At 58.8% G+C, this 24,282-nt stretch carries 17 protein-coding genes; 14 read left to right on the top strand and 3 right to left on the bottom strand.

Annotation, left to right across the window (positions count from 1 at the left end):
• Positions 1–99 precede the first annotated feature (99 nt).
• The 11 genes from DT594_RS04300 to selB all read left to right on the top strand — a co-directional run bounded on the left by DT594_RS04300 (position 100) and on the right by selB (position 16,153).
• Positions 100–2,331: a TonB-dependent receptor plug domain-containing protein gene (locus DT594_RS04300; protein ID WP_425460508.1), complete on the top strand. Its 2,232-nt coding sequence runs from the start codon at positions 100–102 to the stop codon at positions 2,329–2,331.
• Between the two features lie 61 nt (positions 2,332–2,392).
• Entirely contained in the window at positions 2,393–3,316 is a 924-nt protein-coding gene (locus DT594_RS04295; protein ID WP_149331512.1) for a hypothetical protein, read from the top strand.
• Positions 3,313–5,247, top strand: coding sequence for an ATP-binding protein (locus tag DT594_RS04290; protein WP_149331511.1), 1,935 nt, complete (start codon positions 3,313–3,315; stop codon positions 5,245–5,247). Before DT594_RS04295 ends, DT594_RS04290 begins: the two co-directional genes overlap by 4 nt.
• A 94-nt stretch (positions 5,248–5,341) precedes the next feature.
• A complete protein-coding gene (locus DT594_RS04285; RefSeq protein ID WP_149331510.1) occupies positions 5,342–6,892 on the top strand; it encodes a class I adenylate-forming enzyme family protein in 1,551 nt (516 codons plus the stop codon).
• A 209-nt stretch (positions 6,893–7,101) separates the two neighbouring features.
• Positions 7,102–7,617, top strand: a complete 516-nt coding sequence (fabA, locus tag DT594_RS04280) for a 3-hydroxyacyl-[acyl-carrier-protein] dehydratase FabA (RefSeq protein WP_096345809.1) — start codon at positions 7,102–7,104, stop codon at positions 7,615–7,617.
• 11 nt (positions 7,618–7,628) lie between these two features.
• A complete protein-coding gene (gene fabB / locus DT594_RS04275; RefSeq protein WP_149331509.1) occupies positions 7,629–8,846 on the top strand; it encodes a beta-ketoacyl-ACP synthase I in 1,218 nt (405 codons plus the stop codon).
• Positions 8,847–9,117: 271 nt separating this feature from the next.
• A complete protein-coding gene (locus tag DT594_RS04270) occupies positions 9,118–10,557 on the top strand; it encodes a methyl-accepting chemotaxis protein (RefSeq protein WP_149331508.1) in 1,440 nt (479 codons plus the stop codon).
• Positions 10,558–10,701: 144 nt separating this feature from the next.
• Positions 10,702–12,138, top strand: coding sequence for a thioredoxin (locus tag DT594_RS04265; protein WP_149331507.1), 1,437 nt, complete (start codon positions 10,702–10,704; stop codon positions 12,136–12,138).
• Positions 12,135–12,665: a UGSC family (seleno)protein gene (locus DT594_RS19130; protein WP_281290875.1), complete on the top strand. Its 531-nt coding sequence runs from the start codon at positions 12,135–12,137 to the stop codon at positions 12,663–12,665. The genes DT594_RS04265 and DT594_RS19130 overlap by 4 nt, the downstream gene beginning before the upstream one ends.
• Before the next feature lie 222 nt (positions 12,666–12,887).
• A complete protein-coding gene (gene selA, locus DT594_RS04250) occupies positions 12,888–14,297 on the top strand; it encodes an L-seryl-tRNA(Sec) selenium transferase (RefSeq protein ID WP_246164544.1) in 1,410 nt (469 codons plus the stop codon).
• Positions 14,294–16,153 carry a selenocysteine-specific translation elongation factor gene (gene selB, locus DT594_RS04245; RefSeq protein ID WP_149331505.1) on the top strand — a complete coding sequence of 620 codons (1,860 nt, stop codon included), beginning with the start codon at positions 14,294–14,296 and terminating at the stop codon, positions 16,151–16,153. Before selA ends, selB begins: the two co-directional genes overlap by 4 nt.
• 36 nt (positions 16,154–16,189) lie before the next feature.
• Here selB and DT594_RS04240 read toward each other — a convergent pair whose 3' ends face one another.
• Entirely contained in the window at positions 16,190–17,365 is a 1,176-nt protein-coding gene (locus DT594_RS04240) for a multidrug effflux MFS transporter (RefSeq protein ID WP_149331504.1), read from the bottom strand.
• 256 nt (positions 17,366–17,621) lie between these two features.
• Between DT594_RS04240 and DT594_RS04235 the strand changes: the two genes are divergently transcribed.
• Positions 17,622–18,137, top strand: a complete 516-nt coding sequence (locus DT594_RS04235; protein ID WP_149331503.1) for an ankyrin repeat domain-containing protein — start codon at positions 17,622–17,624, stop codon at positions 18,135–18,137.
• 229 nt (positions 18,138–18,366) lie between these two features.
• The gene (locus DT594_RS04230; RefSeq protein ID WP_149331502.1) at positions 18,367–19,728 is read left to right on the top strand and encodes a diguanylate cyclase domain-containing protein; all 1,362 of its coding nucleotides are present in this window, start codon (positions 18,367–18,369) and stop codon (positions 19,726–19,728) included.
• Between the two features lie 26 nt (positions 19,729–19,754).
• On the opposite strand, the gene DT594_RS04225 is transcribed toward DT594_RS04230, so the two are convergent.
• Complete coding sequence (locus tag DT594_RS04225; RefSeq protein ID WP_149331501.1) at positions 19,755–21,197, bottom strand: sodium-dependent transporter; 1,443 nt, start codon at positions 21,195–21,197, stop codon at positions 19,755–19,757.
• A gap of 86 nt (positions 21,198–21,283) precedes the next feature.
• On the opposite strand from DT594_RS04225, the gene DT594_RS04220 reads away from it, so the two are divergent.
• A complete protein-coding gene (locus tag DT594_RS04220) occupies positions 21,284–23,056 on the top strand; it encodes an ABC transporter transmembrane domain-containing protein (RefSeq protein WP_149331500.1) in 1,773 nt (590 codons plus the stop codon).
• Positions 23,057–23,075: 19 nt separating this feature from the next.
• Here the strand turns inward: DT594_RS04220 and DT594_RS04215 are convergent, their stop codons facing one another.
• Positions 23,076–24,275, bottom strand: coding sequence for a MalY/PatB family protein (locus tag DT594_RS04215; protein WP_218574472.1), 1,200 nt, complete (start codon positions 24,273–24,275; stop codon positions 23,076–23,078).
• Positions 24,276–24,282: the final 7 nt, after the last annotated feature.

The following is a 24,282-nucleotide window of genomic DNA, read 5'->3' as shown; positions in this document are numbered from 1 at the left end:
AAGGCTAAATGGGGCGCTGCCGATAAATCAGTTCGTCAAAGGTGGTAAAAAAGCCGCCTCTGGGTAAGATGGGCTGACAAAAACCTGCATGGTTGCAAAATGATGGCATCACCGTTGAGATATCCCTTTTTTCCACTGCTGTGCCTGGTTGCCAGCATGCCTGCCTTTGCCGTGGACGGCCTGAGTTCAGGCGACTCCGAACTGCCCTCGGTACTCAGCGCTACGCGACTGAAGCAATCGCCGGCTGAGGTGCCCGGCAGCATGACAGTTCTTGATCGTGATTTGATTCGCGCCACAGGGGCCCGGGATATCCCGGAGATACTCCGTCTCGTGCCCGGCATGATGGTCGGCTATCTGTACGGTCATCGCGGCAACGTCAACTACCACGGCACCAACACCACTGAAGCGCGCCGCATGCAGGTGCTGGTCGATGGCCGCTCGGTATATCGCCCCGGGCTAGCCACCGTTGACTGGACGGACATTCCGTTGGCGATTGAAGATATCGAGCGCATTGAAGTTTTCCGTGGCCCGAATACCGCGACCTATGGCGCCAATGCCTTGATGGGCGTGATCAATATCATTTCCACCCGGCCAGAACTGGCTCAAGGCACGCGCTTGAAGGTCACTCAAGGTAACCGTGGCGTCAAGGACCTGTATGCAAGCCAAGGCCTCGAGTTTGGCAACAGCCTGGCTCGGCTCAGCGTATTTGGTAAGGAAGATACCGGCTTCGATATCGATGAAGATGGCAACGACTTTCGCGATGGCAGGCGTCTGAACGCCTTCAACATGTTGGGAGACACCACGTTATCCGCCAACCAGACGTTGAGCTGGCAATTTGGTGCCAAAGAAGGCACCAATCAGCGCGCCAACGACTATACCGTGCTGGCAGAGCCAACTGACAATAGCTTTACATATGATCGGATGATGAACGAGCATCAAGCCAATTCTGACATCGAGTCCAGCGACTACTTCGCCCAGCTGCATTGGAAAAATGACCTCTCGCCTACGCACCGCCTGGAAATAAAAACCTACGCCCAGCATATGGAGCGCCTCAGCCAGTGGCGAGCCTGTGACTCACCCGTGGTGTTCTCCCCTGCGTTGCGGGCGCTGGCGGATATCGGCGAGGTATACCCGCGGCGAATAAATTATATTCTGCGCAACAGAGGCTTTTGGGGGGACCGTGAGCTACGTAACGAATACCTTACAAGGCCAGAGGACCATCCTTATATTGGCGATGACCTCCCCCCTGGAGGGGATGCGTTACCAGTAGAGTACTTGCCCCTGGTTGACGCCGTTGTCGCCGAACACGCCGCTGCGCGTGACGGCGAGCCTGCCTGCTGGGATCTTAACGAGAACCTGCGAGAAACGCGCTACGAGGTGGAAGTACAGAACACCATGCAGCTCGCCGACAACCTGCGTACCGTATTTGGCGGCAGCCTGCGCTATGACGAAGCTCAATCTGACACGCTGTTTGGCGGCCGCGTGAACAACCACATCGGTCAGATGTTCGGCAACCTGGAGTACCGCCCGCACCACCGCTGGCTGTTGCACGCGGGCGCCATGGCAGAAGACGACAAACTCAGCGGCTTTTCGGTCTCGCCACGTGTGGCAGCGCATTTCTTCATATATCCCACTCACAGCTTGCGCGCGGTCTACTCCGAAGCTGTGCGCTCGCCCGACATGTATGAAAACAACGCTCACTGGACCTACACCGCCAATAACCTCAGCGGTCCCGTTTCTGGTAGCGATCAGTACTACGCACTGGCGCAGGCACCGGGTAACTTAAAGCAGGAGCGCATGCGCTCACACGAGATTGGCTACAACGGCTACTTTCACAACCTGGGTCTGTCGATCGACATAAAAGGCTTTTATGACGAGATCGAAGACATGATCAGCCAGCCCTTGCAGCTTTGGAACTTCGAGCCAAACAACGATAACTTTTCCCGCTTTACCGGGGCAGAAACGCAGATCGACTGGACGATAACCCGTTCTGACCGGCTGCGACTAACCTATGCCTACGTCGATTTTATTGCCACCAGCAGGCTCGACCAGCGTCTGACCGCCCGTAACAGCGGTTCTGCGGCCTGGTTGCGACAGTGGCCAGGCAAGATTGAAAGCAGCCTGATCTACTATGGCGCCGACATGCTCAACGAGCGTCGCTTCGAACGGCTTGACAGTCGCATTGCCAAGCGCTTTGATTTAAGCAACTCAAGCAATCTCAACCTGGCATTGACCTGGCAGTACCGCCTGGATGACGAGGGCCTGACCTGGCCGGAAAATCAGTTCAATAGCCCCAGCCATTATTATCTTAGTGCCGAGCTCAATTTCTGAGGCACCATAGCAATCAGCAGCAGCGATCGCTGCTGCTGATAGATAGCGCATTAGACAGGGAATGTCGCATGAACAGACCAATCACCAAGGCACCTGGGCGATGAATCGCCTTCGCCTGCTGCTGATTGTTTGCTGCATGGCGTTCTGCGCAGTCGCACGCGCCGATACCCTGCTGGTGGTCATTCCCGAGCCTAGTAGCCTGACAGAAGAGTTTGTCGAGCGTCTGCGCGAACAGCGTCGCTACGACGACGTATTGGTTCACAGCCTTGCCAGTTCAGGCTCTGCCCCCGATGCCTCACGCCTCATAACCATGGGCAGTCGCAGCCTGCAATGGCGGCTCAACCAGAAGCTTGATACGCCAACCATCGGTACCTATATCAGCCGCAGCAGTCTGAGCGATCTTGGGATATCGTCCCCGGCAAAGTCGGTGCAGATATTGCTGGCCAACCCTGCACCGTCCAGGCAACTGCGACTGGCGCAACTACTGATACCCAGAATAGAAAATATCGGCGCGCTGTTTACACCGCAGCATCAAGCACAACTGGCCGAATGGGAGCAATCCGCTACAACTCTCGGGCTGAACCTGGTCAGTATGCCTCTCAACACACAGGCGCAACTTGGCAGGCAGATGATCGATCTGCTTGATCGCAGCGACGTGCTGGTTGCCCTGGACGATCCGAATATCTACAACGCGGACAATCTGAAGACCATTTTGCTCAGCAGCTACACCCGCAACAAAGTGCTGATCGGCCCAAGCGCCCCGTTTATCAATGCCGGCAGCCTGAGCACCACCTACAGCACACCTGAGCAGATGGCGCAGAGCGTCGATGATTTACTCGATGCGCCCTGGCGCGGCGGCGTGATCAGCTACCCACGATATTTTTCCGTTCTCAGTAACGCTCAGGTCGCCCGCTCTCTCGGCTTCCCGCCGCCGGATGACGATGCTCTGAGCAGTCAGTTGAGACAACAGGAGGTGGGCCAATGAGCCCAAGGAACACCGGCAGTATTCACAACCGGCTGATTCTGATCGCCCTGGCCCCCGCACTGATGCTGGGTTTGGTGGTCTTCGCCTACTTTGTCAGCGCACGCCTGGATGACGTCAGTCGTCAATTACAGGACACCGGCGCGCTGATCGCGAAGCAACTGGCACCCACCGCCGAATACGGCGTGATCAGCGGCAACCTGAAGACCCTCGAAAGCTTGATCAAAGGCACTCTGGACACGCCGCACGTGCGCAGCGTAGAGGTATATGACCAAGCCGGCACGCTGATGCTGGATTTGCAGTCCGAATCCCAAAAAGCTAAGCCCGCCCCTTTGCAATACTTCGCTGCGGATATCCAGCGCCAAAGCATTCCATTGCGCAATGAGCTCTACCTGCTGGACGCCCCCGCGATGCAAGGTGACGAAGCGTCCCGCTATCTCGGGCAGGTGCGAGTGGGTCTGAGCCGCGAAGCCTTCGATGATCGACAGGATGAAATCCTGCTCGGCGCCCTGCTTCTTGCAGCGCTGGTGATCATGGCCGCGCTGATCCTTGCGCTGCGGCTCGCCAGCGCCCTGTCGAGTCCGCTGGCACGCATGAGCCAAGCGGTTCAGGCGCTGCAGGATGGGCAGTTGGACACTCGCTTGACCGAAGATCAGCAGCACGAAATGGGCAAGTTGATGCATAACATCAACACCCTCGCAGGCGCATTACAGCAGTCGGCGTTTGAGCAGCAGCAAGCGCTGAATCAGATGAATACCGCAAAGGAAGAGGCCGAGGCCGCCAACAGGGCAAAATCGGATTTTCTCGCCATGATGAGCCACGAGCTGCGCACACCCATGAACGGCGTGCTGGGCATGTTGCAACTACTGGAAACAACCGAGCTGAATAATGAGCAGGCCGAGTATGTGCAGATTGCCGGCGAATCTACCGATCACCTGCTCAGGGTCATCAACGATATCCTGGACTTCTCTCGTATCGAACGCGGCGTGCTGGACCTGGAAGAGATAGCCTTCAACCTGCCCGAGCTGATCAACCATTCGGTGACCGTGTTCGAGCACACCGCCGCGCAGAAGAGTCTCTCCCTGATCACGCACACCCAGGGTAGTCCTGCATCGCCCACGGTGATCGGCGACCCGACCCGGATCCGGCAGATCCTGGTCAACCTGATCGGTAACGCGCTCAAATTCACCGAGCAGGGGCGCATCGAGATCGACGCAAGTTGGCAGGCGGATGCCGATGCACGCAATATCCGGCTGCGCTGCGAGGTTCGCGATAGCGGCATCGGCATCGCACCCGATCGTCTGGAAAGCATGTTTCAGGCCTTTCAGCAAGCGGACAGCAGCACCTCCCGACGCTTCGGCGGCACCGGACTCGGTCTTTCGATCGCACGGACCTTTGCGGTGAAAATGGGCGGTAGCCTGGAAGCGCAAAGCACTGAAGGCCAGGGCTCATGCTTCACCCTGACAATGACCTTGCCCCTGACCGACACACTAGCCGAGACGCCCAGCACGGCTGTCCCGCCAACGGCAATGACCGCAGAGTTACCGATACTGCTGGTGGAGGACAACCCGGTGAACCAGATGGTCATCGAGGGCATGTTGCACAGCCTGGGTTATCGCGTTATCACCGCGGATAGCGGGCAGGCCGCGCTGAACCATCTGGCCATGAACGATCAAGCCTTCTCGGTAATCCTGATGGACCTTCAGCTACCTGATATCGACGGCCTGAGCGTCTATCGCCAGTATTTACAGCATTGCCGCAAGCAGCAACACGCGCCCATCAGCTGCATCGCTTTGACGGCCAGCGCCATGCCCGATGACCGACAGCAGTGTGTCGACGCTGGCATGCAGGGTTTCCTCAGCAAACCGCTCTCGCGCCAGGCATTGCAAAAAGCGGTGGAAGACCAGATACAGGCGAAAAAAGCCGATCATTGACCGCGCTGATCCACCACTATTTCACTCCTGTGCAAGGCCGCACCGAGCGGCGATACTAGGCAGCTGTCATCAACAGTCTGCGAGTATTGTCACCATGACCATCACCCTTGAAACGCCCTTTAGCGTATTGCCTGACCTCATCGCCCTGCACGCCAAGACGCGAGGCAGCCATCCTGCGCTGATTCAGGATGGTCAGCAGCTTGATTACGCGGCGCTGAACAGCAAGGTCGATCAGGTCGCCGCAGCGCTGCAGCGCGACGGTTTCCAAGCCGGCGACAGCATCGCCATCTGCGGCAGCAATTCGATCCCCTATGCCTTGCTGTATATCGGCGCCCTGCGCGCTGGCATGGTGGTAGCGCCCCTGGCGCCCTCCTCCACCCCCGAGGGCCTGGTCACCATGATCAAGGATTCGGCAGCCAAGCTGGTATTCGTCGATCAAGCCGTGGACCAAGCGCTGGGCAAAACCGCAGAGCAACATCAGATCAAATTGATGAGCATGGATGACAGCTGCACGGAAAATGCCTTTAGCCAGTGGCTGGCCGATGCAACCCCAACTCCCGTGACGATTACCCCGGAGATGCCGTTCAACATCATCTACTCTTCAGGCACCACTGGTGACCCCAAGGGCATCGTGCAATCACACGGCATGCGTTGGTCGCATATTCAGCGCGGCATTGTGTTCGGTTACGGCCCGGAATGCGTCACGCTGATTTCCACCCCGCTGTATTCCAATACCACGCTGGTGTCCTTCCTACCCTCCTTGGGCTTGGGCGGCACCGTGGCGTTGATGGCCAAGTTCGATGCGGCCAAGTATCTGAAACTCGCGGAGCAGCTCTCAGTAACCCACACCATGCTGGTGCCGGTGCAGTATCAGCGCATCATGGCGCGCGAGGATTTTGATCAGTACGACTTGTCATCCTTCCACATGAAGTTCAGCACCAGCGCGCCCTTCCACGCCGAACTCAAGGCTGACATTCTCAAGCGTTGGCCGGGCGGGCTTATCGAGTTCTACGGTATGACCGAAGGCGGTGGTTCCTGCATGCTCGCTGCGCATCAATTTCCGGACAAGCTTGCCACTGTTGGCAAGCCGCTGGAAAACCACGATATGCGCGTGATTGACGAGGACGGCGTAGAGCTGCCTGCTGGCGAGATCGGTGAAGTGGTCGGGCATTCTCCCGCGATGATGACCGGCTATCTGAACAAGCCGGAAAAAACCGCCGAGGCTGAATGGTACGACGCCGAGGGCAAACGCTTTATTCGCACGGGCGATGTTGGCCGCTTTGACGAAGAAGGTTTCCTGACGTTGATGGATCGCCGTAAGGATATGATCATTAGCGGCGGTTTCAACATTTACCCCAGTGACCTGGAGCAGGAACTGCGCAAGCACCCGGACCTGCAGGAGGTCACCGTAATCGGTGTGCAATCGCGCAGCTGGGGCGAGACGCCAGTGGGTTATGCGGTACTACGGCCGGGTGCGAACACCGATGCGCAGGCCATCTGCGAGTGGTTCAACGAACGGGTCGGCAAGACCCAGCGGCTCAACCGCCTGATCCTCACCGATGAGCTGCCGCGCAGCGCGATTGGCAAAGTACTCAAGCGCGAACTGCGTGATCAGTTCCAGGCGCAATATGGCGAGCTGGATTGATTCAGCGCAACCCGCCGTTAGTCGGGGGCAGAGAAACTTTGTCCTCGGCTCCCATCGCAGGTATCCTCAACGCCTGACTCGCCAGTCCGTTCCCGGTTGTGACTCTGAACCGGTCCGGGCTGTCTGAGCTTACGCTGGCGGATAAATCCGTAAGCACCGCAGAGCCGAATTAATCGCACCCCACCGAACGGGGTTGAGCAGGAGCCAACATGTCTAAACAGAATGCGTACACCCGGGAAGAGTTGCTTAAATGCAGCCGTGGCGAATTGTTCGGGCCCGGAAACGCACAATTGCCCGCCCCCAACATGCTGATGATCGACCGCATCACCCACATCAGCGAAACCGGCGGTAGATACGGCAAGGGCGAGATCGTCGCCGAACTGGATATCAATCCTGATCTCTGGTTTTTTGCTTGCCACTTTGAGGGCGACCCGGTCATGCCTGGCTGCCTGGGTCTGGATGCCATGTGGCAGTTGGTGGGTTTCCACCTTGGCTGGCTCGGCTATGAAGGCAAAGGCCGCGCACTGGGCTCCGGCGAAGTGAAGTTCTTCGGCCAGGTCCTGCCCACTGCGAAAAAAGTCACGTATACCATCCATATCAAACGCACCATCAATCGCTCTCTGACGCTCGGCATCGCCGAAGGCAGCATGGCCGTCGATGGGCGTGAAATCTACACCGCCGAAGGTTTGCGGGTAGGTCTGTTTACATCTACCGATAGCTTCTGAGGATACTCACCATGCGTCGCGTCGTTATTACCGGTATGGGCATCATTTCCTGCCTGGGCCAGGACCTGGAATCGGTCGCCGCCAGCCTCAAAGCTGGTAAATCTGGAATTCGTCATAATCCTTCATACGCTGAAATGGGGCTACGCAGTCACGTTTCCGGCACCGTCGATATCGACCTGGAAGCTGCCATTGACCGCAAGGTCAAGCGCTTCATGGGCGATGCTGCGGGTTTCGCTTACCTATCCATGGAGCAGGCGATCGCCGACGCCGGCCTGAGCGCGGAAGACATCAGCCACCCGCGCATCGGCCTGATCGCCGGTAGCGGCGGCGCCTCCACCTTGAATCAGATGGAAGCGATCGACATCCTGCGTGAGAAAGGCGTCAAGAAGATCGGGCCATACCGCGTGCCGCGCACCATGGGCAGCACCGTTTCCGCCTGTCTGGCCACGCCATTCAAGATCAAGGGCATCAACTACTCGATCTCTTCCGCTTGTGCCACCAGTGCGCATTGCATCGGCAGCGCCATGGAACAGATTCAGCTCGGCAAGCAGGACATGGTCTTTGCCGGCGGCGGCGAGGAAGAGCATTGGTCGCAGTCGATGTTGTTCGATGCGATGGGCGCCCTCTCTACCCAGTACAACGATACCCCCGAGAAAGCCTCCCGCGCCTATGACAACAAGCGTGACGGTTTCGTCATCGCCGGTGGCGGCGGTATGGTGGTGGTTGAAGAACTGGAACACGCCCTGGCTCGCGGCGCCAAGATCTATGCCGAAGTGGTTGGCTACGGCGCCACCTCCGATGGCTACGACATGGTCGCACCCAGTGGTGAAGGCGCAGTGCGCTGCATGCAGCAAGCCCTGGCTACCGTTGATGGCACTATCGATTACCTTAACACCCACGGCACCTCCACACCGGTAGGCGACGTCGCAGAACTCAAGGCGATCCGTGAAGTGTTTGGCGACAAGGCACCGAAGATCAGCTCGACCAAGAGCCTCTCCGGGCACTCACTGGGTGCTGCTGGCGTACAGGAAGCCATCTACTGCCTGTTGATGATGCGCGACAACTTCCTCACCGCCTCGGCCAATATCGACGAGCTGGACGAGAATGCCGCCGGCCTGCCCATTCTGCGCGAACGCGCCGATGAAGCAGCGGACCTGATGATGTCCAACAGCTTCGGCTTTGGCGGCACCAACGCCACGCTCGTACTCAAGCGCTGGACTGGCGCCTGACCGCACATCAATACTGCAGCACAAGACGGGCGCTAACGGCGCCCGTTTTTTATTGCGCAACTGAACTGACCGGTCCGCGCCCGCAACTCCAGATGCACTAGCTGTGATTCCCGACGCACCATTGCGTTCTCCCATAAGACCGCCCGCACCAAATCAATGCATGCAATCGCCTCCAGCCGCGCGTGTCCGCAGGCTAGAGCGTGGCACTCTATTTGCTTGGCAGCAAAGACTGATATCAGTTTGATAGCCTAACTCTGCCAAGGAACCTGTCATGAGCCTTTTCAACTTCTCCCGCAAGGATAGAAACGGAGCCGAACAGCTGGACAGGCTGTTCGATCACCTGGATCTGAGTGTCACTGTGCCGGAACAAGCCGGCCTGCTTGGCAGAATCGGTCGGTGGACCGGCAAACTGCAGCAGCGCATTACGCTTAGCCTGCACGCGGCCGTGGGGATAGCTGCGCATGCGCCGAAACTGGCGAGCATTGCCAGAGCGACGGAAACCCAGGGCGATCAATTGGCCGAATCCTCGGAGATGATCGCCAGCGCGATTGAGGAAATCAGTGCGAGCCTCGAGTCGGAACTGGTGCCGGGCGCAACTGCCGTGGCGAATCTGGCCAGCAGCGTATCCACCCAATTGCAGGCTTGTGAAACCGATAGTCAACTGGTACTCGGTCAGGTCGACACCATACAAGCGACCGAACAATCGCTAGCAACGGAAATCCAGACTCTGAGCAAGCAGCTTGAAGAGGTCAACCAGGTCATCGCGATGATCGCCAACATCTCTCAGCAGACCAATCTGCTAGCCCTCAATGCGGCCATTGAAGCGGCCCGCGCCGGTGAACAAGGCCGCGGCTTCGCCGTAGTCGCCGACGAGGTACGACGTTTGGCGGGCCACACAACCCAGGCGACGGACCAGGTCGGGCAGATCATCAATGGCCTGCGCAGCGGCATGCAACGATTGCATCAAGCCGGCGATAGCATGCATCAGGCCATCTCCGACGGCCGGGAAGGCATTTTACGAGTTGATCAGGGTCTCAGCCATGCAACCGAATCCATGGCCCAGCTGGATCAACGCGTGGCTGGCATGGCCAGTGGTACCGAGCAGATCGGCGCAGCCGTGCGCTCGGTCAGCGCCGACGTGCAAAAAGTCGCGGACGTCGCCGGCGAGCTGAAACAGAGCGCCACTCAGGTGCGCAAACACAGCGACGCGGTTCGATTGGAGAGTGACCGCCTGCTTGAGGGTCTGGGCGAATTCCAGCTAGGGGTTCATCAACAGATACGCGAGCGCGTGGTCGCATTGGCGCGTGAACCCGCGATATGCAGCAACATGGCGGCAGCAGAAAAGCTGATGCGCAACTGCCTGGCCCAGGACGGCCGCTTTGAACTGATGTATCTGGTGGGCGCAGATGGCCTGCAAGTCAGCGAAAACCTTCTGGCACCAGACCTTGAGTGCAGCGGTGCCAAGAGCATGAAAGGCAGCAACTGGTCGAGCAGAAGCTGGTTTCGCAAGGTCAAAGATCAGCTCACCCCGCAGATCAGCCCGGTGTACCGCTCCTCGGCCACCGATGCCTTTTGTTTTACCCTCTCGGCCCCGGTGTTCTCCGGGGACGGGCAACTGCGTTATGTGATCGGAGCGGACGTGCGCCTGTCGGCGCTGCTGGAGCACGGTGGCCCCAGCGGGCGGCCACAGCTGACCGCAATAGCCAGCTGAAGGGCCCTGCGGAAATACCACAGTGAGACAGCTTAGCCATCGCAAGCTAAGGTGCACACCCGTCTCGATATACGACAGTGGGCGAGCACCATCAAACCCAATGATAGTGCTTGCCTGTGGCGCTCAAACTGCTACAACTCAGGTATGCAAACATTACCTGATGGACTCATCGTTATTCTCAAGCGCGCTTGCCCGACCTGCGCCTTGATCGAACCTGTACTCGCTCAATTGGCCAGTGGCGATCAACCGCTCACGGTTATTGTGCAGGACACGGCCGACTTTGATGTTGGCTCTGGCCAACAGATCCAGGATGATACGCTGGAGTGGTCCTGGCAACTGGACTGTGAAATCGTCCCCACCTTGATTCAACGCGCCAACGGTCAGGAGCAGAGTCGCACCTACGGCTGGTTCCGTGAAGACTGGGAGGAGCTGACCGGCATACCTGGGCTTGGCTCCGACCTGCCCCCTTCCCGCCCCGGCTGCGGGTCGAAAACCCAGGATCCGGGTATGGCAGAGAAGCTGGCAATCCGCTTTGGCGCCGTTACCTTCCAGTCTCGCGAAGTGGAAATCGGTGAAAGCGAAGATCCTATAGAAGCCTGTCATGAGCGCGGCTGGAGCGATGGCCTTCCCGTCGTCCCGCCGACCCCTGAACGCGTATACAGCATGCTGCAAGGCACCGAGCGCAAAGCCGACGAAGTGCTCGGTTTGATGCCGCCGGATCTGGTGCCCTGCACTGTGGAAAAAGTCGCGATCAACGCGGTCATGGCCGGCTGCAAACCTGAATATATGCCTGTGGTCATCGCCGCAGTCGAGGCTGCATTGATTGACGAATTCGGCATGCATGGGCTGCTTTGCACCACGATGTTTGGCAGTCCATTGGTGCTGGTCAACGGCCCCGTGGCCAAACGTATTGGCATGAACTCCGGTGTCAATTGCCTGGGCCAGGGCAACCGTGCCAATGCCAGTATTGGCCGCGCGCTGCAGTTGGTAGTGCGCAATGTCGGCGGTGGCCGCCCCGGCGAAATCGATCGCGCGACCATGGGCAACCCCGGCAAATACAGCTTCTGTTTTGCTGAAGCGGAAGACAGCGAGTGGGATTCTCTGGCCGTTGAACGTGGCTTCAGCAAAGACCAATCGGTGGTCACCCTATTTGCTGGCGAAGGCGTACAGGCGATCGTCGATCAGAAGTCTCGCACCCCCGAATCCCTGGCCCGCAGTTTTGCCCTGTCCTTGCGCGCGGTGGATCACTACAAGCTGGTCATGCACGGCGACGCCATCCTGGTAATATCACCCGAACACTGCCGGGTATTTACCGATGCCGGCTGGAGCAAGGCGCGCCTGCACGAAGAGCTTACCCGCCTGCTGACTCTGCCGGGCAAGGATCTGGTGATGGGTGCGCAAGACATTACCGAGGGCATGCCGGAGAATTTTGCCGGCGCCGATCTACCCAAGTTTCGACCTGGTGGATTACTGATCGTCAGGGCCGGTGGCCCGGCTGGTCTGTTTTCCGCTGTTATCGCTGGTTGGGCCGCTTCCGGACCCACTGGCTCCACCCCGGTTAGCAAGGAGGTAACGGCATGATATCGCCGACCGTATTGCTCGACCCGACCGCTGAACGCTCGGCTGCCAGCCGCGCGTTGACGGCCAGACCCGCCACACTGGAGGGCCTGACTGTCGGCTTGCTGGATATTTCCAAAGCACGTGGCAACGTGCTGCTGGACCGTCTGGATGAGCTGCTCAGCGAGCGCGGCATCGAGGTAAAACGCTATCGCAAACCTACTTTCGCACGTATTGCCCCCACGGATCTGAAACAACAGATCGCCAGTGAGTGTGATCTGCTGGTGGAAGGTCTGGCTGACTGAGGCTCCTGTACCTCGTGCTGTATGCATGATATAGGCGACTTGGAAGGCCGGCAGATCCCCGGCGTAGGCATAGCTTCCAGCGAATTTGTTGAAGCGGCAGCGCTGCAGTCCAAGGCATTGGGCATGGACCCGAAAATGGTGTTTGTTCCTCACCCGATTCAGGACCGTACCGATGACGAATTGCGCGCACTGGCCGACAACGCTTTCGAGAGCATTTTGGAGGCGTTAACGCTGCAAGGCTCGTGATGGTGGCGGGCCTTGCAGCCCGTGCATGAAGGCTGTTGAACTCGGTGCTCAGTCAGGGTGGATGGGGGCACCCCTGTACAAGACCATCGATGCCAGGGACGGCATCGCTGAGCTACAAGGACGTACTTGCTGCGTGTCTTGTACAGGGGTGCCCGCATCCGCCCAGAACACCAATCTCACCCAGTCGTCTTGCTTCGCATTACTTCACGAGGCTAGTGTTCCGTGCAGAATACCGACCTGGCCACATCCTCCGATGTGCGTCGTACCCTGCCCTCCGTTGACCAGATATTGAACTGGCCAATCATTCACGAACTGACCGAGCTCCACGGCCGCACACTGACCAAGCAGATCATCAGCGATGAGCTGAGCCGGCTTAGAATCAACAGTGACCCTTGCGACCCGAATCAGTTTGTCGAGCATGTGCAGCAGCAGTTGCACGCCCTGCTCGCCCCCTCTTTACGCAAGGTGTTCAATCTCACCGGCACCGTTTTGCACACCAACCTGGGCCGCGCGCCATTGCCGGAAGAAGCCATTAGCGCCATGTGCGATGTGGCCCGAGGCGCAAGCAATCTGGAATTCGATCTGGCCAAGGGCAAACGCGGTGACCGTGACAGCCATGTCGAGGACTGGCTCTGCCGTCTGACCGGCGCCGAAGCGGCCACCGTGGTCAACAACAACGCCGCCGCCGTGCTGTTAACCCTCAACACCCTGGCCAAAGGCAAGGACGTACTGGTCTCACGGGGAGAGCTGGTGGAAATCGGCGGCGCCTTTCGCGTACCGGATATCATGCGCCGCGCCCAGGCCAAGCTGCTTGAAGTAGGCACGACCAATCGCACGCATCTGCGCGACTATGTCGAAGCAATCAGCCCGAGAACCGGCCTGCTGATGACCATCCATGCCAGCAACTACGCCATCCAGGGCTTTACCGCCAGCGTGCCGGAAGTGCAAATAGCCCAGGCCGCGCATGAACAGGGATTGCCCTACGCCATAGATCTGGGCAGTGGCAGCCTGATCGATATGCGCCACTGGGGCCTGCCCTACGAACCCACGCCGATGGACAGCATTGCCAGCGGCGCCGACCTGATCACCTTCAGCGGCGACAAACTGCTCGGCGGACCGCAGGCCGGGATTATCGTCGGCAAACGGGCATTGATAGACCAGCTGAAAAAGAACCCGCTCAAGCGCGCCCTGCGCTGCGACAAGTTAACCCTGGCCGCGCTGGAAGCAGTGCTCAAGCTCTACGCACAGCCGGAAAAGCTCGCCGAGCGCCTGCCCAGCCTGCGCTGGCTAAGCCGGCCGCAACACGACATCCGCCAGCAAGTGAACAGGCTGTTGCCGTTGTTTCAAGCCTGGGCAGGCGATATCGCGCAGATCTCGACAATCGACGTCATGGGACAGATTGGCAGTGGCTCCTTACCGGTGGAAAGGCTGCCAAGTAGCGCCATTGCCCTGCAGCCGACCTCCGGAAAGCGCGGTGCTAATAAACAGCTACAACGTCTGCAAAATGCCTTGATGAAGCTGCCGGTACCCGTCATTGGTCGGCTGCACGACGGCCGGTTATTGCTCGACCTGCGCTGCCTGGACGAAGAACAGTTGCTGATCGACCAGCTCCAGACGCGGCCTTTCGCATGATCATCGCCACCGCCGGCCACGTTGACCACGGCAAGACGGCGCTGATCAAGGCGCTAACCGGCCAGCATACTGATCGTACCGCCGAGGAACAGCGCCGCGGCATGAGTATCGAGCTGGGCTACGCCTGGATGGACTGCGCTGACGGCAAGACGATTGATCTGGTGGATGTACCCGGCCACGAAAAATTCATGCGCACCCTGCTCGCCGGCATGGGGTGTGTGGACGCGGTGATGCTGGTGGTCGCGGCGGATGACGGGGTTATGCCGCAAACGCTGGAGCATCTGCAAGTGCTCAAGTTGCTCGGCGGCCGACCTGTTCTGGTGGTCATCAGCAAATGCGCCAACGTCACTAACGAGCGTGCCTTGCACGTGCAGCAAGAAATCTTACAGCTTCTGGCTGAGCTAGCTGTTCATAAACCACCGAGCTTTTTGCTCGATAGTCTGAGCGGCGATGGAATGGCTGCGCTTGTCGAGCAGCTCAACACCTGGGCCGAAAGCTTTTCCCCGGCGGATGACCAAGGGCCGGCACGGATGAGCATCGACCGCCATTTCAGCCAGCCGGGCGCAGGCGATATCGTGACTGGCACCCTGCTGAGCGGGCGTGCTCAGATCGGTGACGTTCTTCGCCTATCTGATAACGGCGCTTCCTTGCGTATCCGCAGCATACAGGTGCACGGTCGGGCAGCTAGTGCCGCCCATGCAGGCCAGCGCTGCGCGTTGAATCTGGTGGGCGACCTGGCGGGCGCGGACTTGACCCGTGGCAGTCAATTACTCGACGCAGCCATTTTCGCGCCGACCGCTTGCCTGGACGCACGCCTGCAGCTGATCTCCCGCCTGCCCAATCGCGGCACTCTGCAGTTGCATATGGGCAATGCGGTTATCAACGCCCGCTGTGTTCCCTTGAGGGGCGAGCCGTTAACCGCAGATCAGCACTACGGACAGTGGATTCTGGACCGGCCCGTATGTTGCCGTTACGGCGAGCGGTTTATCATCCGCGACCCAGCGAGCCGCAAGCTGCTTGGCAGCGGCCAGGTGCTTGATCCTTTTGCCGAGAGCAAGGGCCGGCAACGACCGGAACGTCTCGCAGCCTTGGTGGCCGTGGATGCTTCCGATGCTGATCAGGCTCTGCAGAACTTGCTGGCCGTGTTGGCCGACGGCGTAGATCTGGGCCGTTTCATGCGTGCTCGGCACCTGACCATCGAGCCTGGGCGAGCACGGCATCCAGAAACTCTTCGCGTGGCTGGCTGGCTTTGCAGGCAGCCCGATTTCGAACATTGTCTGCAGCGTCTGCTGGCGGCATTAGCCGCGCATCATCTTCAGCATCCCGATCAGGCTGGCATGAGCCGCCAGCGCTTCACAAGACATCTGGGTTTGCCTATCAGGAGTCGACTACTGAGCGCGGTGATTCGCCATGCACTTGACCGGCACATGCTGCAGCAAAGCGGTCCCAACCTGCACTTGCCGGGCCATCAACCCCAAGCCGATGCACAAAGTCTGGAATGGTTCGAGCAGCTGCAGCCTGCCTTCAGCGCTTGCGCCCCACGCCCGCCTATTATCGGCGAGCTGATGGCTGATTTGAACCTGGACAAGGCCGAGCTACTGACAAGGCTGGATAAACTAAGCGCCCTGGGGTTACTGGCGTGCGTGGGACGCAATCGCTACCTGCTTCCGGCAAGCGTTGATCACTTGCTCAGCGTCGCTGGCGAGTTGGCAAGGCAACAGGATGACGGGCAATTCAGCACGGCAAGCTTCCGCGATCACAGCGGCATCGGTCGCAATCACAGCGTCGCGGTTCTGGAATACTTCGACAAGGCCGGCATGACCCGACAAAGCGGACAATCTCGACGGCTCGCTTGAATTCAGCGCCCTGGAAAATCCAGGCCATAGGCAGGTTCAGAAATGCAGACCGCCAGCGCGCCGTGCCTGCCGCGCCATCAACACCACCAGAACGCCACAGGTGGCCATTACGCCCGCCATGGGCAAGGCGGTGCCGTTGTGCAGCAGCCCAACCAATGCAGAAGTAATGCCCGCAATCACAAACTGCATGGTGCCCATCAGCGCCGACGCTACCCCTGCCTGATGCCCATGCCCGGCCATCGCACAGGCCGAAGAGTTGGGCAATACCAGTGCGATCACCGCGACGCTACCAAACAGCGGGAGCATGAGGGGCCATAGCGATTCTGGCTGCCATAGCGCCGTACCCAGTAGCCAGAAGGTGCACAGCAGATAGATCAACGTGGTGCGTTGCAGCAGCTTTACCGGCGGCCGACGGCGCAGCATCCTGCTGTTGAACTGGGCGAACAGAATAAAGCCCGCGGCGTTGGCACCAAAGAACCAGCCGAAATGCTCCGGGGCAATGCCATAGAGTTCGATAATGATGAAGGGCGAGCCTGCGATGTAGGCGAACATGCCAGCGATGGCAATGCCGCCAGTCAACGCGTGGTACATGAACACCGGTTCGCGCAATAAGCGCATATAGCGGCCCCACGCGGTGGATAGCGCCGGCCGTTCGTGCACAGACAACGTCTCACGCAAGCCGAAATAAACTGCGAAGGCAAACAGCCCGGAGAACACTGTGAGAAACAGAAAGATCGACGGCCAGCCGCCCAGCTTGAGCAGCCAACCGCCGGCCAAGGGCGCCAGAATCGGTGCTACGCCCATAACCAGCATCAACTGCGAGAAAGCTTTCGCGGCGTCAATCGGCTTGCATAGGTCACGCACTACCGCGCGCGTCACCACCATGCCAGCGCAGCCACCTAGCGCCTGACCAAAGCGGCCCACCAGTAGCCACTCGAGCGTGGGTGCCAAAGCACAGGCCAGCGAGGCCAGACAGAACAGCGCAATGCCAAACATCAGCGGTTTGCGGCGGCCATAACGGTCGGCGACAGGGCCGTAGAAGAGTTGGCCTGAAGCCAATCCAAGAAAATACACTGACATGCTGAGCTGAATGTGCTCGATATCGGTGCCAAAGGCGGTAGCCATGGCTGGAAAGGCAGGCAGATAAAGATCAATCGCCAGCGGGCCGAAAGCGCTGAGACCACCCAGAATGAGCAGTATTTTGAGAGGCATGTAATATCCGAATAACGGGCGGTCTGCTCGGAAGATAGCAGAACATAGAGGTTCATGATGCCAGAAAAGCCCCGCCACTGCTGGCAACAGACTGTTGCCGCAGAAGCCCGATGCGTGGAGTCATGACTGCTGCAAGGGAACCAAAATCAGCCTGGCGAGCCATAGCACAGAGACGGCGCAATTGACGTGCGTCAGTCTGAATGGCCATATCGAGCTCCTACGTACGAGCAGCGACTAAACCCAAAAAGGTAATTTTATGCAGACTGCCCCTCCCGGCGTACTTGATGATGAAGCACTCGCTTTTGCCGAAAAGGTCTTTGACTTTGCCCGGGACGGAAATACCCGGGGATTGGCGCCACTGCTGCAAGCAGGGCTACCCGCCAATCTGAGAAATCACAAGGGTGATAGTCTGCTGATGCTGGCCAGCTACCACGGTCACCTGGAAACATCGACCTTACTGCTGAAACACGGAGCAGATCCAGACCTGGCCAATGATCGCGGACAGACACCGCTGGCCGGAGTGGTTTTCAAGGGCGAAAGAGCGCTGATCGACGCGTTGATCCTTGGTGGAGCTGACGTCAACTTTCGCCCGCCAGGAGGTAAAACCGCGCTGATGTTTGCTGCCATGTTCAACCAGCGCGATATCTTCAATCAATTGCTGGGTGCCGGCGCAGACACCCGCGCTACCGACGATGAGGGCAAAACCGCTCTGGACCTTGCCCGGGCGATGGGTGCCACTGACGTAGTCGCTTTGCTTCAGCCCAACGGTTGAGGCTGCCGATTACTGGCAACCTCCCAGCAGGCCTAGCCTTCAGCGCAGAACGGGCAACACCCCCGCCAACCACTGGCAATGCTTTTCTTAAGGCAAAACGGTGATATATTGCCAGCACTTGACGTAATGAATTCCTGTGTCGGGTATGCGGCATACTTGTCACTTAGTTCAGCAGAACTAGGATTACCAGCATGCTTGTCTGAACAGAGTACGCATGTGAGGTTAACGGGTGAAGCTGGCTGATTTTATTCGCGGCAATATCGAGATACTGCTTCTGGAATGGGACAAGTTTGCGCTGAGTATCGACTCAGCCAACAACCTCGACAAGAAAGGCCGTCGCGATCACGCCCGCGAAATGCTCATGGCCATCGCCGCCGATCTGGACAAGCCGCAAACCGAAGCTCAGCAAATCGCCCGCTCCAAGGGCCAGGCCCCCTTTGATCCCGATGCAGACACCGCTGCAGAAGAGCACGGCGTTGACCGCCTGACCGCTGGATTCACCATCAATGAAGCCGTATCGGAATATCGCGCCCTGCGCGTCAACGTGCTGCGCCTGTGGATGAAGGAAATCGACCCCGCCAACTCCCCCAACTGCCTGGACGACATTCTTCGTTTCAACGAGGCAATCGACCAGTCGCTGGATGAATCGCTGGCCAGCTACACCAACGAAAAAGACATGGACACTCGCCTGCTGAAAACCATCCTCAGCGCGTCCACCGACCAGACTTTCGTACTCGATCCCGAGGGTCGGTTTTTATACGTTAATGCAGCGACCGCCGATTTGTTCGACCGCCCGCATTACCAGATAATCGGCAAAACCTGCTTTGATCTGGGCTTTGATTTCGCCGCCAGCCTGCAGCGCAACCTGCTGCAGGTGGTCAGCAGCGGCGAAAGCTATCGAGGTGAATTTTCCTACACCCTCGGCGCTGGCCAGCAGCTGGAATATATTCTCTCGCCAGTGTTGGTCAAGGAAGGCGATCACCCTGAAATGGTCGAAGCCGTGGTAGGCATCGCCAGGGATATCACGCTGCGCAAAGCGGCGGAAGACCAGAGCTGGCACCAGGCCAATTTCGACATTCTCACCGACCTTCCGAACCGCCGCCTGTTTATGGATCGGCTGCAGCAGGATCTGCGTCATGCCGAAAGGGCCAAGCTGTCCATTGCAGTCATGTTCATTGACCTGGATGGGTTTAAAGAGGTGAATGACAGCATGGGTCATGAGGCTGGCGATGTGCTGCTGCGCCTGGTGGCACAGCGCATCAAGGATTGCGTCCGCGAATCCGACACGGTCGCGCGCATGGGCGGCGACGAATTCACTGTTGCGCTGAACGAAATCAGCGCGCCCGAACAGGTGATGGCGGTGGCGAAAAAGATCACCACCGACCTGTGTCGGCCCTTCAGTGTTCTGGACACGCTGGTCCAGATCTCCGCCAGCGTCGGTGTGGCGACCTACCCTTTTGATGGCCTGGCCCCGGAAGATTTGGTCAACATCGCCGACCAGGCCATGTATGAGGCCAAGCGGGCTGGTCGTAACCAGGTTGCGCTAGCCGCGCACACATCCCGCCTGACCGTCTCGATAGAGCAGAGCTGAACGGCTCCCCGCTCCTGCTCTTCGCTTCAGCCGATCCTGCGCCGTGCCAACAGCCTTCTGCCAACGCTAAACGCAACGATCATCAATACTGCCAGCACGGCCGGACGCAGATTGCCCTCGATCTGCGGAATGGTGCGCAGAAAAACAAACGCCACAGCCGTGGGGGCGATAAAGCGCACCAGGAATTGCCAGATACTGAACCAACCGGTGTTGGTGCCCATTTCCCGTATTACTGCATCGCGGCTCAACGCCCAACCGGCAAACAGCGCGATCAACAGACCGCCCAGCGGCATCAGGATATTGGTTATGAATTCCAGCACGTCAAAGGGTGAGCGGTCGAACAGCTGATGGGTAATGGTCCCTTCCGACCACAGATTGAAGCTGAATACTGTTACCAACCCCAGCAACCAGCAAAGCGCCACCATCAGTGCCACCGCTTTCGGACGGCTGAAACCAAAACGCTCGACCAACCAGGCCGCCACAGGCTCCACCAACGAGATTGCCGACGTTAAGGCCGCGCCAATTACCAATACGAAAAACACCCCGCCCAGAATCGAGCCGCCCGGCAACTGGGCAAAAGCGATAGGCAGAGTGACGAACATCAAGCCAGGGCCTTGTGCAGCTTCCAGCCCGCTGCCGAAGACCAGAGCAAAGATCGCCACACCGGCCATCAGCGCCACCACAGTGTCCACCAGCGCAATAGCGAAGGCGGTACGCGTCAGCGATGCCTCACCAGACATATAAGCGCCATAAGCCATGATCGCGCCCATACCCAGACTCAGCGTAAAGAACGATTGCCCCATTGCTTCCAACCAGCCTTCCAGGCTCAGATCCTGCAGGTTGAAGGTGAACAGGAAGCTGAACGCTGCCGCCGCGTCGCCGACCATGAGTGAATACACCAGCACGATCAGCAGAATCAGAAACAATGAAGGCATCAGAAAACGCAAACTGCCCTCGATGCCTTTGTGAATACCCATGCCGACGATCAGCCCGGAGCCGACAATAAACAGCGTGTGGTATATCAACAGCAATACCGGTGAGGCCAACAGGTTGTCAAATGACGCGCCAATGGCTTCCGCGTCCGCACCCGCCAGAGAACCGCTGAACATCAGCCCGGTGTAATGCACTGCCCAGCCGGCAATCACCGAATAGAAGCTCAGAATAATGAACGCGGCTGCAGCGCCCATCCAACCGATGCTGCGCCAGGCATTGTTCAAGCCCTGGCTTTCGGTAAGGTGTTTCATGCCCATGATCGGGCTGCGGCGGCTGGCGCGGCCAATCAGGGTTTCGGCGATCAGAATGGGGATCCCGACAATGGCAATGGTCATCGCATAGACCAGAATAAAGGCTCCGCCGCCGTTTTCGCCAGTCAGATAGGGGAAACGCCATAGGTTGCCGAGGCCGACCGCAGAACCAACCGCGGCGAGGAGAAAGGTACCCTTGTGGGTCCAGATGTTTCGAGAGCTCATCAGTAGGGTTCCAGCAGGCAATTAACGGGAAAAAAATGAGCGCGCAAGGGTACCATAGCTAATATCGAATCTCGACTGGGCCCTCAATGAAGACTATAGCCGGCACGCATCGCCAAGCTCTGGCACTGACACTACGCTTTATTGCCCCTTACCGCTGGCAGGTAGCCGGAGCCATGCTGGCCTTGACCTTCACTGCGGCGATCACCCTGTCCCTGGGTCAGGGGCTGCGCTTGCTGGTCGATCAAGGCTTCGCTACTCGATCGCCGGAACTACTCAATCAGTCAGTTGGCTTTTTTGCGGTGCTGGTGATCGCCCTGGCGGTAGGCACCTTTGCGCGTTTCTACCTGGTGTCGTGGATTGGCGAACGGGTGGTGGCTGACATACGCCGGCAAGTGTTCGATCATCTGATCGAACTGCATCCGGGATTCTACGAAAGCAACCGCGGTCTGGAAATCCAGTCACGGCTTACCGCCGACACCACCGTGCTGCAATCCGTTATCGGCTCGACCGTATCCATCGCCCTGCGTAACGCATTAATGCTGCTGGGCGGTATTGTTCTGTTATTCGTCACCAATCCCAAGCTGACCAGTATCGTCATGCTGGCAATTCCCCTGGTGATCGCGCCTATCCTGTTTTTCGGCCGACGGGTCAGAAGCCTGTCTCGGCAAAGTCAGGATCGCGTTGCGGACGTTGGCAGCTACGTGGGCGAGATTCTCGGCCAGATCAAGACAGTGCAGGCCTATAACCATCAGGAGCAGGATCGCCAGCGTTTTTCCAGCGTAGTCGAGCAGGCCTTCGAGGTCGCGCGACAGCGAATCCGCCAGCGGGCCTGGCTGACTTTTGTGGTGATTGTGCTGGTGCTCGGCGCTATCGGCGTAATGCTCTGGGTGGGCGGCATGGACGTGATCGCCGGGCGTATCAGCGGTGGCGAACTGGCCGCCTTCGTCTTCTACAGTTTGATCGTCGGCGTCTCTGCCGCTGCGTTGAGCGAGGTGATCGGCGAGTTGCAGCGTGCTGCTGGCGCGGGGGCGCGCATCGTCGAGTTGCTTCAGACCCAGCGGGAAATTACCGCGCCCGTGAGCGGCCTGTTGCAGTTGCCCGCCCGAGTCAGCGGCAACCTTGCATTTGAGCAGGTGCGGTTTGCCTACCCCACGCGGCCTGAGGTTTATGCCATCGACGGCCTGGATTTGCAGGTTTACGCGGGGGAAACGCTGGCTCTGGTCGGCCCCTCAGGGTCGGGCAAGTCGACCCTGCTCGACCTGTTACTGCGTTTCTTCGATCCCAGCGCAGGACGGATCACCTTGGAAGGCTGCGATATCCGCCAACTGGACCCGGTCGATTTGCGTCGCTGCTTTGCGCTGGTGTCGCAAAATCCGGCGCTGTTCTACGGCAGTGTGGCCGACAATATCCGCTACGGGCGTCCTCAAGCCGATATGCAGGCGGTCATCAATGCCGCGCGTGCAGCGCATGCCGAAGAGTTTATCAACGCCATGCCGCAGGGCTACGACACGCAGCTGGGCGATGCCGGCCTGGGCTTGTCTGGTGGCCAGAAGCAACGTTTGGCCATCGCCCGGGCACTACTCACCGACGCGCCGATACTGCTGCTGGATGAGGCGACCAGCGCGCTGGATGCCCAGAGCGAGCACCTGATTCAGCAGGCGCTACCCGCGCTAATGCACGGCCGCACTACGCTGGTGATTGCGCACCGGTTAGCCACGGTTCAGCATGCCGACCGTATCGCGGTGATTGAGCATGGCAAATTGGTGGCGTTGGGCACTCACCAGCAACTGATACAAAGCAGCCCGCTATACGCGCGTCTGGCCGAGTTGCAGTTTGGTCTGAGCCAGCGTACTGACTGAGATCTTGCGACTCGACGCTCTAACGCGACTCACGGCCGAGCGCGGTGGCCACATGTGCCTGGACAGCGTCGCGTATCTGCTCGAGAGCCTGCTGTAACAACGCGCGCCGGGTACCGATATTGATCCGCATATAGCCACTGCCCGCGGCCCCAAAGCTGATACCCGGGTTCAGCCCGACACCGGCTTTTTGAATAAAAAAGGCCTTGAGCTGCCCATCGGTCATCCCCAGCGCGCGACAATCCAACCATAACAGGTAAGTACCCTGAGCCTGGGCACAGCGGATCTGTGGCACATGCTGCTGCAAATACTGCCGGACAAATTGCATGTTCGACTGTAGATATGGCAGCAGCGCATCCAGCCAGGGGCCGCCATGCCGATAGGCCGCTTCAAATGCGACAATACTGAAGGGATTCGCCTGCTGCATATGCAGGGAATCGAACACCCGCTTGATTGCCTGGCGTTGGCCGGCATCCGCAATCACCAGCGCCGAGAGGCCCATGCCCGGGATATTGAAGGTCTTGCTGGGTGCCAATGCGGTGATGATGCGATCCTCGCGCGTCGCCATACTGGCGAGCATCTGTTGGCGATGCCCATCAAACACCAGATCGCAATGGATATCATCAGAGACCACCAGCAGATCGTGCTGCCGAGTGATCTCCAATAACCCCTCTAGCTCTTCGCGCCGCCAGACTCGCCCGACGGGATTATGGGGCGAGCACAGAACCAGCATCCTGGCGCCCTGCTGCGCACACGCGGCCAGATGCTCCAGATCCATCCGGTATTCGCCGTCAACCCACTGCAGCGGGTTTTCAATCACCCGGCGCCCGGTTTTTTGTACCGAACTGAAAAACGGAGGATACACCGGCGGCTGAATAATGATCCCTTCGCCCTCAGCGGCGAATGCCATAGCAGCGGCGTGCAGCGAAGGCACCACACCCGGCGCCAGCAGGATCCAATCACGTTCGATATGCCAGCCATGCCGGGAAGCGAACCAGTCGATCATCGACTGGTACAGGGACTCCGGAAACAGGCTGTAGCCGTAGACCGGATGCCGGGCTCGCTCCTCAAGCGCGCGGGTAACGGCTTGCGGCGCAGCGAAATCCATATCCGCCACCCATAGCGGAATCACCTGATCAGTGCCGAATACCGATTTGCGCGCATCGAACTTGACAGATTCGGTGTGCTCGCGGGTGATCAACTGGTCAAAATCAATACCCAATCCGTTG

This window comes from Halopseudomonas laoshanensis (genome assembly GCF_008365385.1).
Lineage (GTDB): Bacteria > Pseudomonadota > Gammaproteobacteria > Pseudomonadales > Pseudomonadaceae > Halopseudomonas > Halopseudomonas laoshanensis.
Note: the sequence above shows the minus strand (reverse complement) of the source record. Positions and strands in the feature narration are given on the sequence as shown.

What these genes read in the sequence shown, in the direction of transcription:
- DT594_RS04220 (WP_149331500.1), top strand. Translation starts at nt 21,284, where the DNA reads ATGAAGACTATAGCCGGCACGCATCGCCAAGCTCTGGCACTGACACTA.
- DT594_RS04270 (WP_149331508.1), top strand. Translation starts at nt 9,118, where the DNA reads ATGAGCCTTTTCAACTTCTCCCGCAAGGATAGAAACGGAGCCGAACAG.
- fabB (WP_149331509.1), top strand. Translation starts at nt 7,629, where the DNA reads ATGCGTCGCGTCGTTATTACCGGTATGGGCATCATTTCCTGCCTGGGC.
- selB (WP_149331505.1), top strand. Translation starts at nt 14,294, where the DNA reads ATGATCATCGCCACCGCCGGCCACGTTGACCACGGCAAGACGGCGCTG.
- fabA (WP_096345809.1), top strand. Translation starts at nt 7,102, where the DNA reads ATGTCTAAACAGAATGCGTACACCCGGGAAGAGTTGCTTAAATGCAGC.
- DT594_RS04265 (WP_149331507.1), top strand. Translation starts at nt 10,702, where the DNA reads ATGCAAACATTACCTGATGGACTCATCGTTATTCTCAAGCGCGCTTGC.
- DT594_RS04235 (WP_149331503.1), top strand. Translation starts at nt 17,622, where the DNA reads ATGCAGACTGCCCCTCCCGGCGTACTTGATGATGAAGCACTCGCTTTT.
- DT594_RS04285 (WP_149331510.1), top strand. Translation starts at nt 5,342, where the DNA reads ATGACCATCACCCTTGAAACGCCCTTTAGCGTATTGCCTGACCTCATC.
- DT594_RS04300 (WP_425460508.1), top strand. Translation starts at nt 100, where the DNA reads ATGATGGCATCACCGTTGAGATATCCCTTTTTTCCACTGCTGTGCCTG.
- DT594_RS04240 (WP_149331504.1), bottom strand. Translation starts at nt 17,365, where the DNA reads ATGCCTCTCAAAATACTGCTCATTCTGGGTGGTCTCAGCGCTTTCGGC.
- DT594_RS04295 (WP_149331512.1), top strand. Translation starts at nt 2,393, where the DNA reads ATGTCGCATGAACAGACCAATCACCAAGGCACCTGGGCGATGAATCGC.
- DT594_RS04290 (WP_149331511.1), top strand. Translation starts at nt 3,313, where the DNA reads ATGAGCCCAAGGAACACCGGCAGTATTCACAACCGGCTGATTCTGATC.
- DT594_RS04225 (WP_149331501.1), bottom strand. Translation starts at nt 21,197, where the DNA reads ATGAGCTCTCGAAACATCTGGACCCACAAGGGTACCTTTCTCCTCGCC.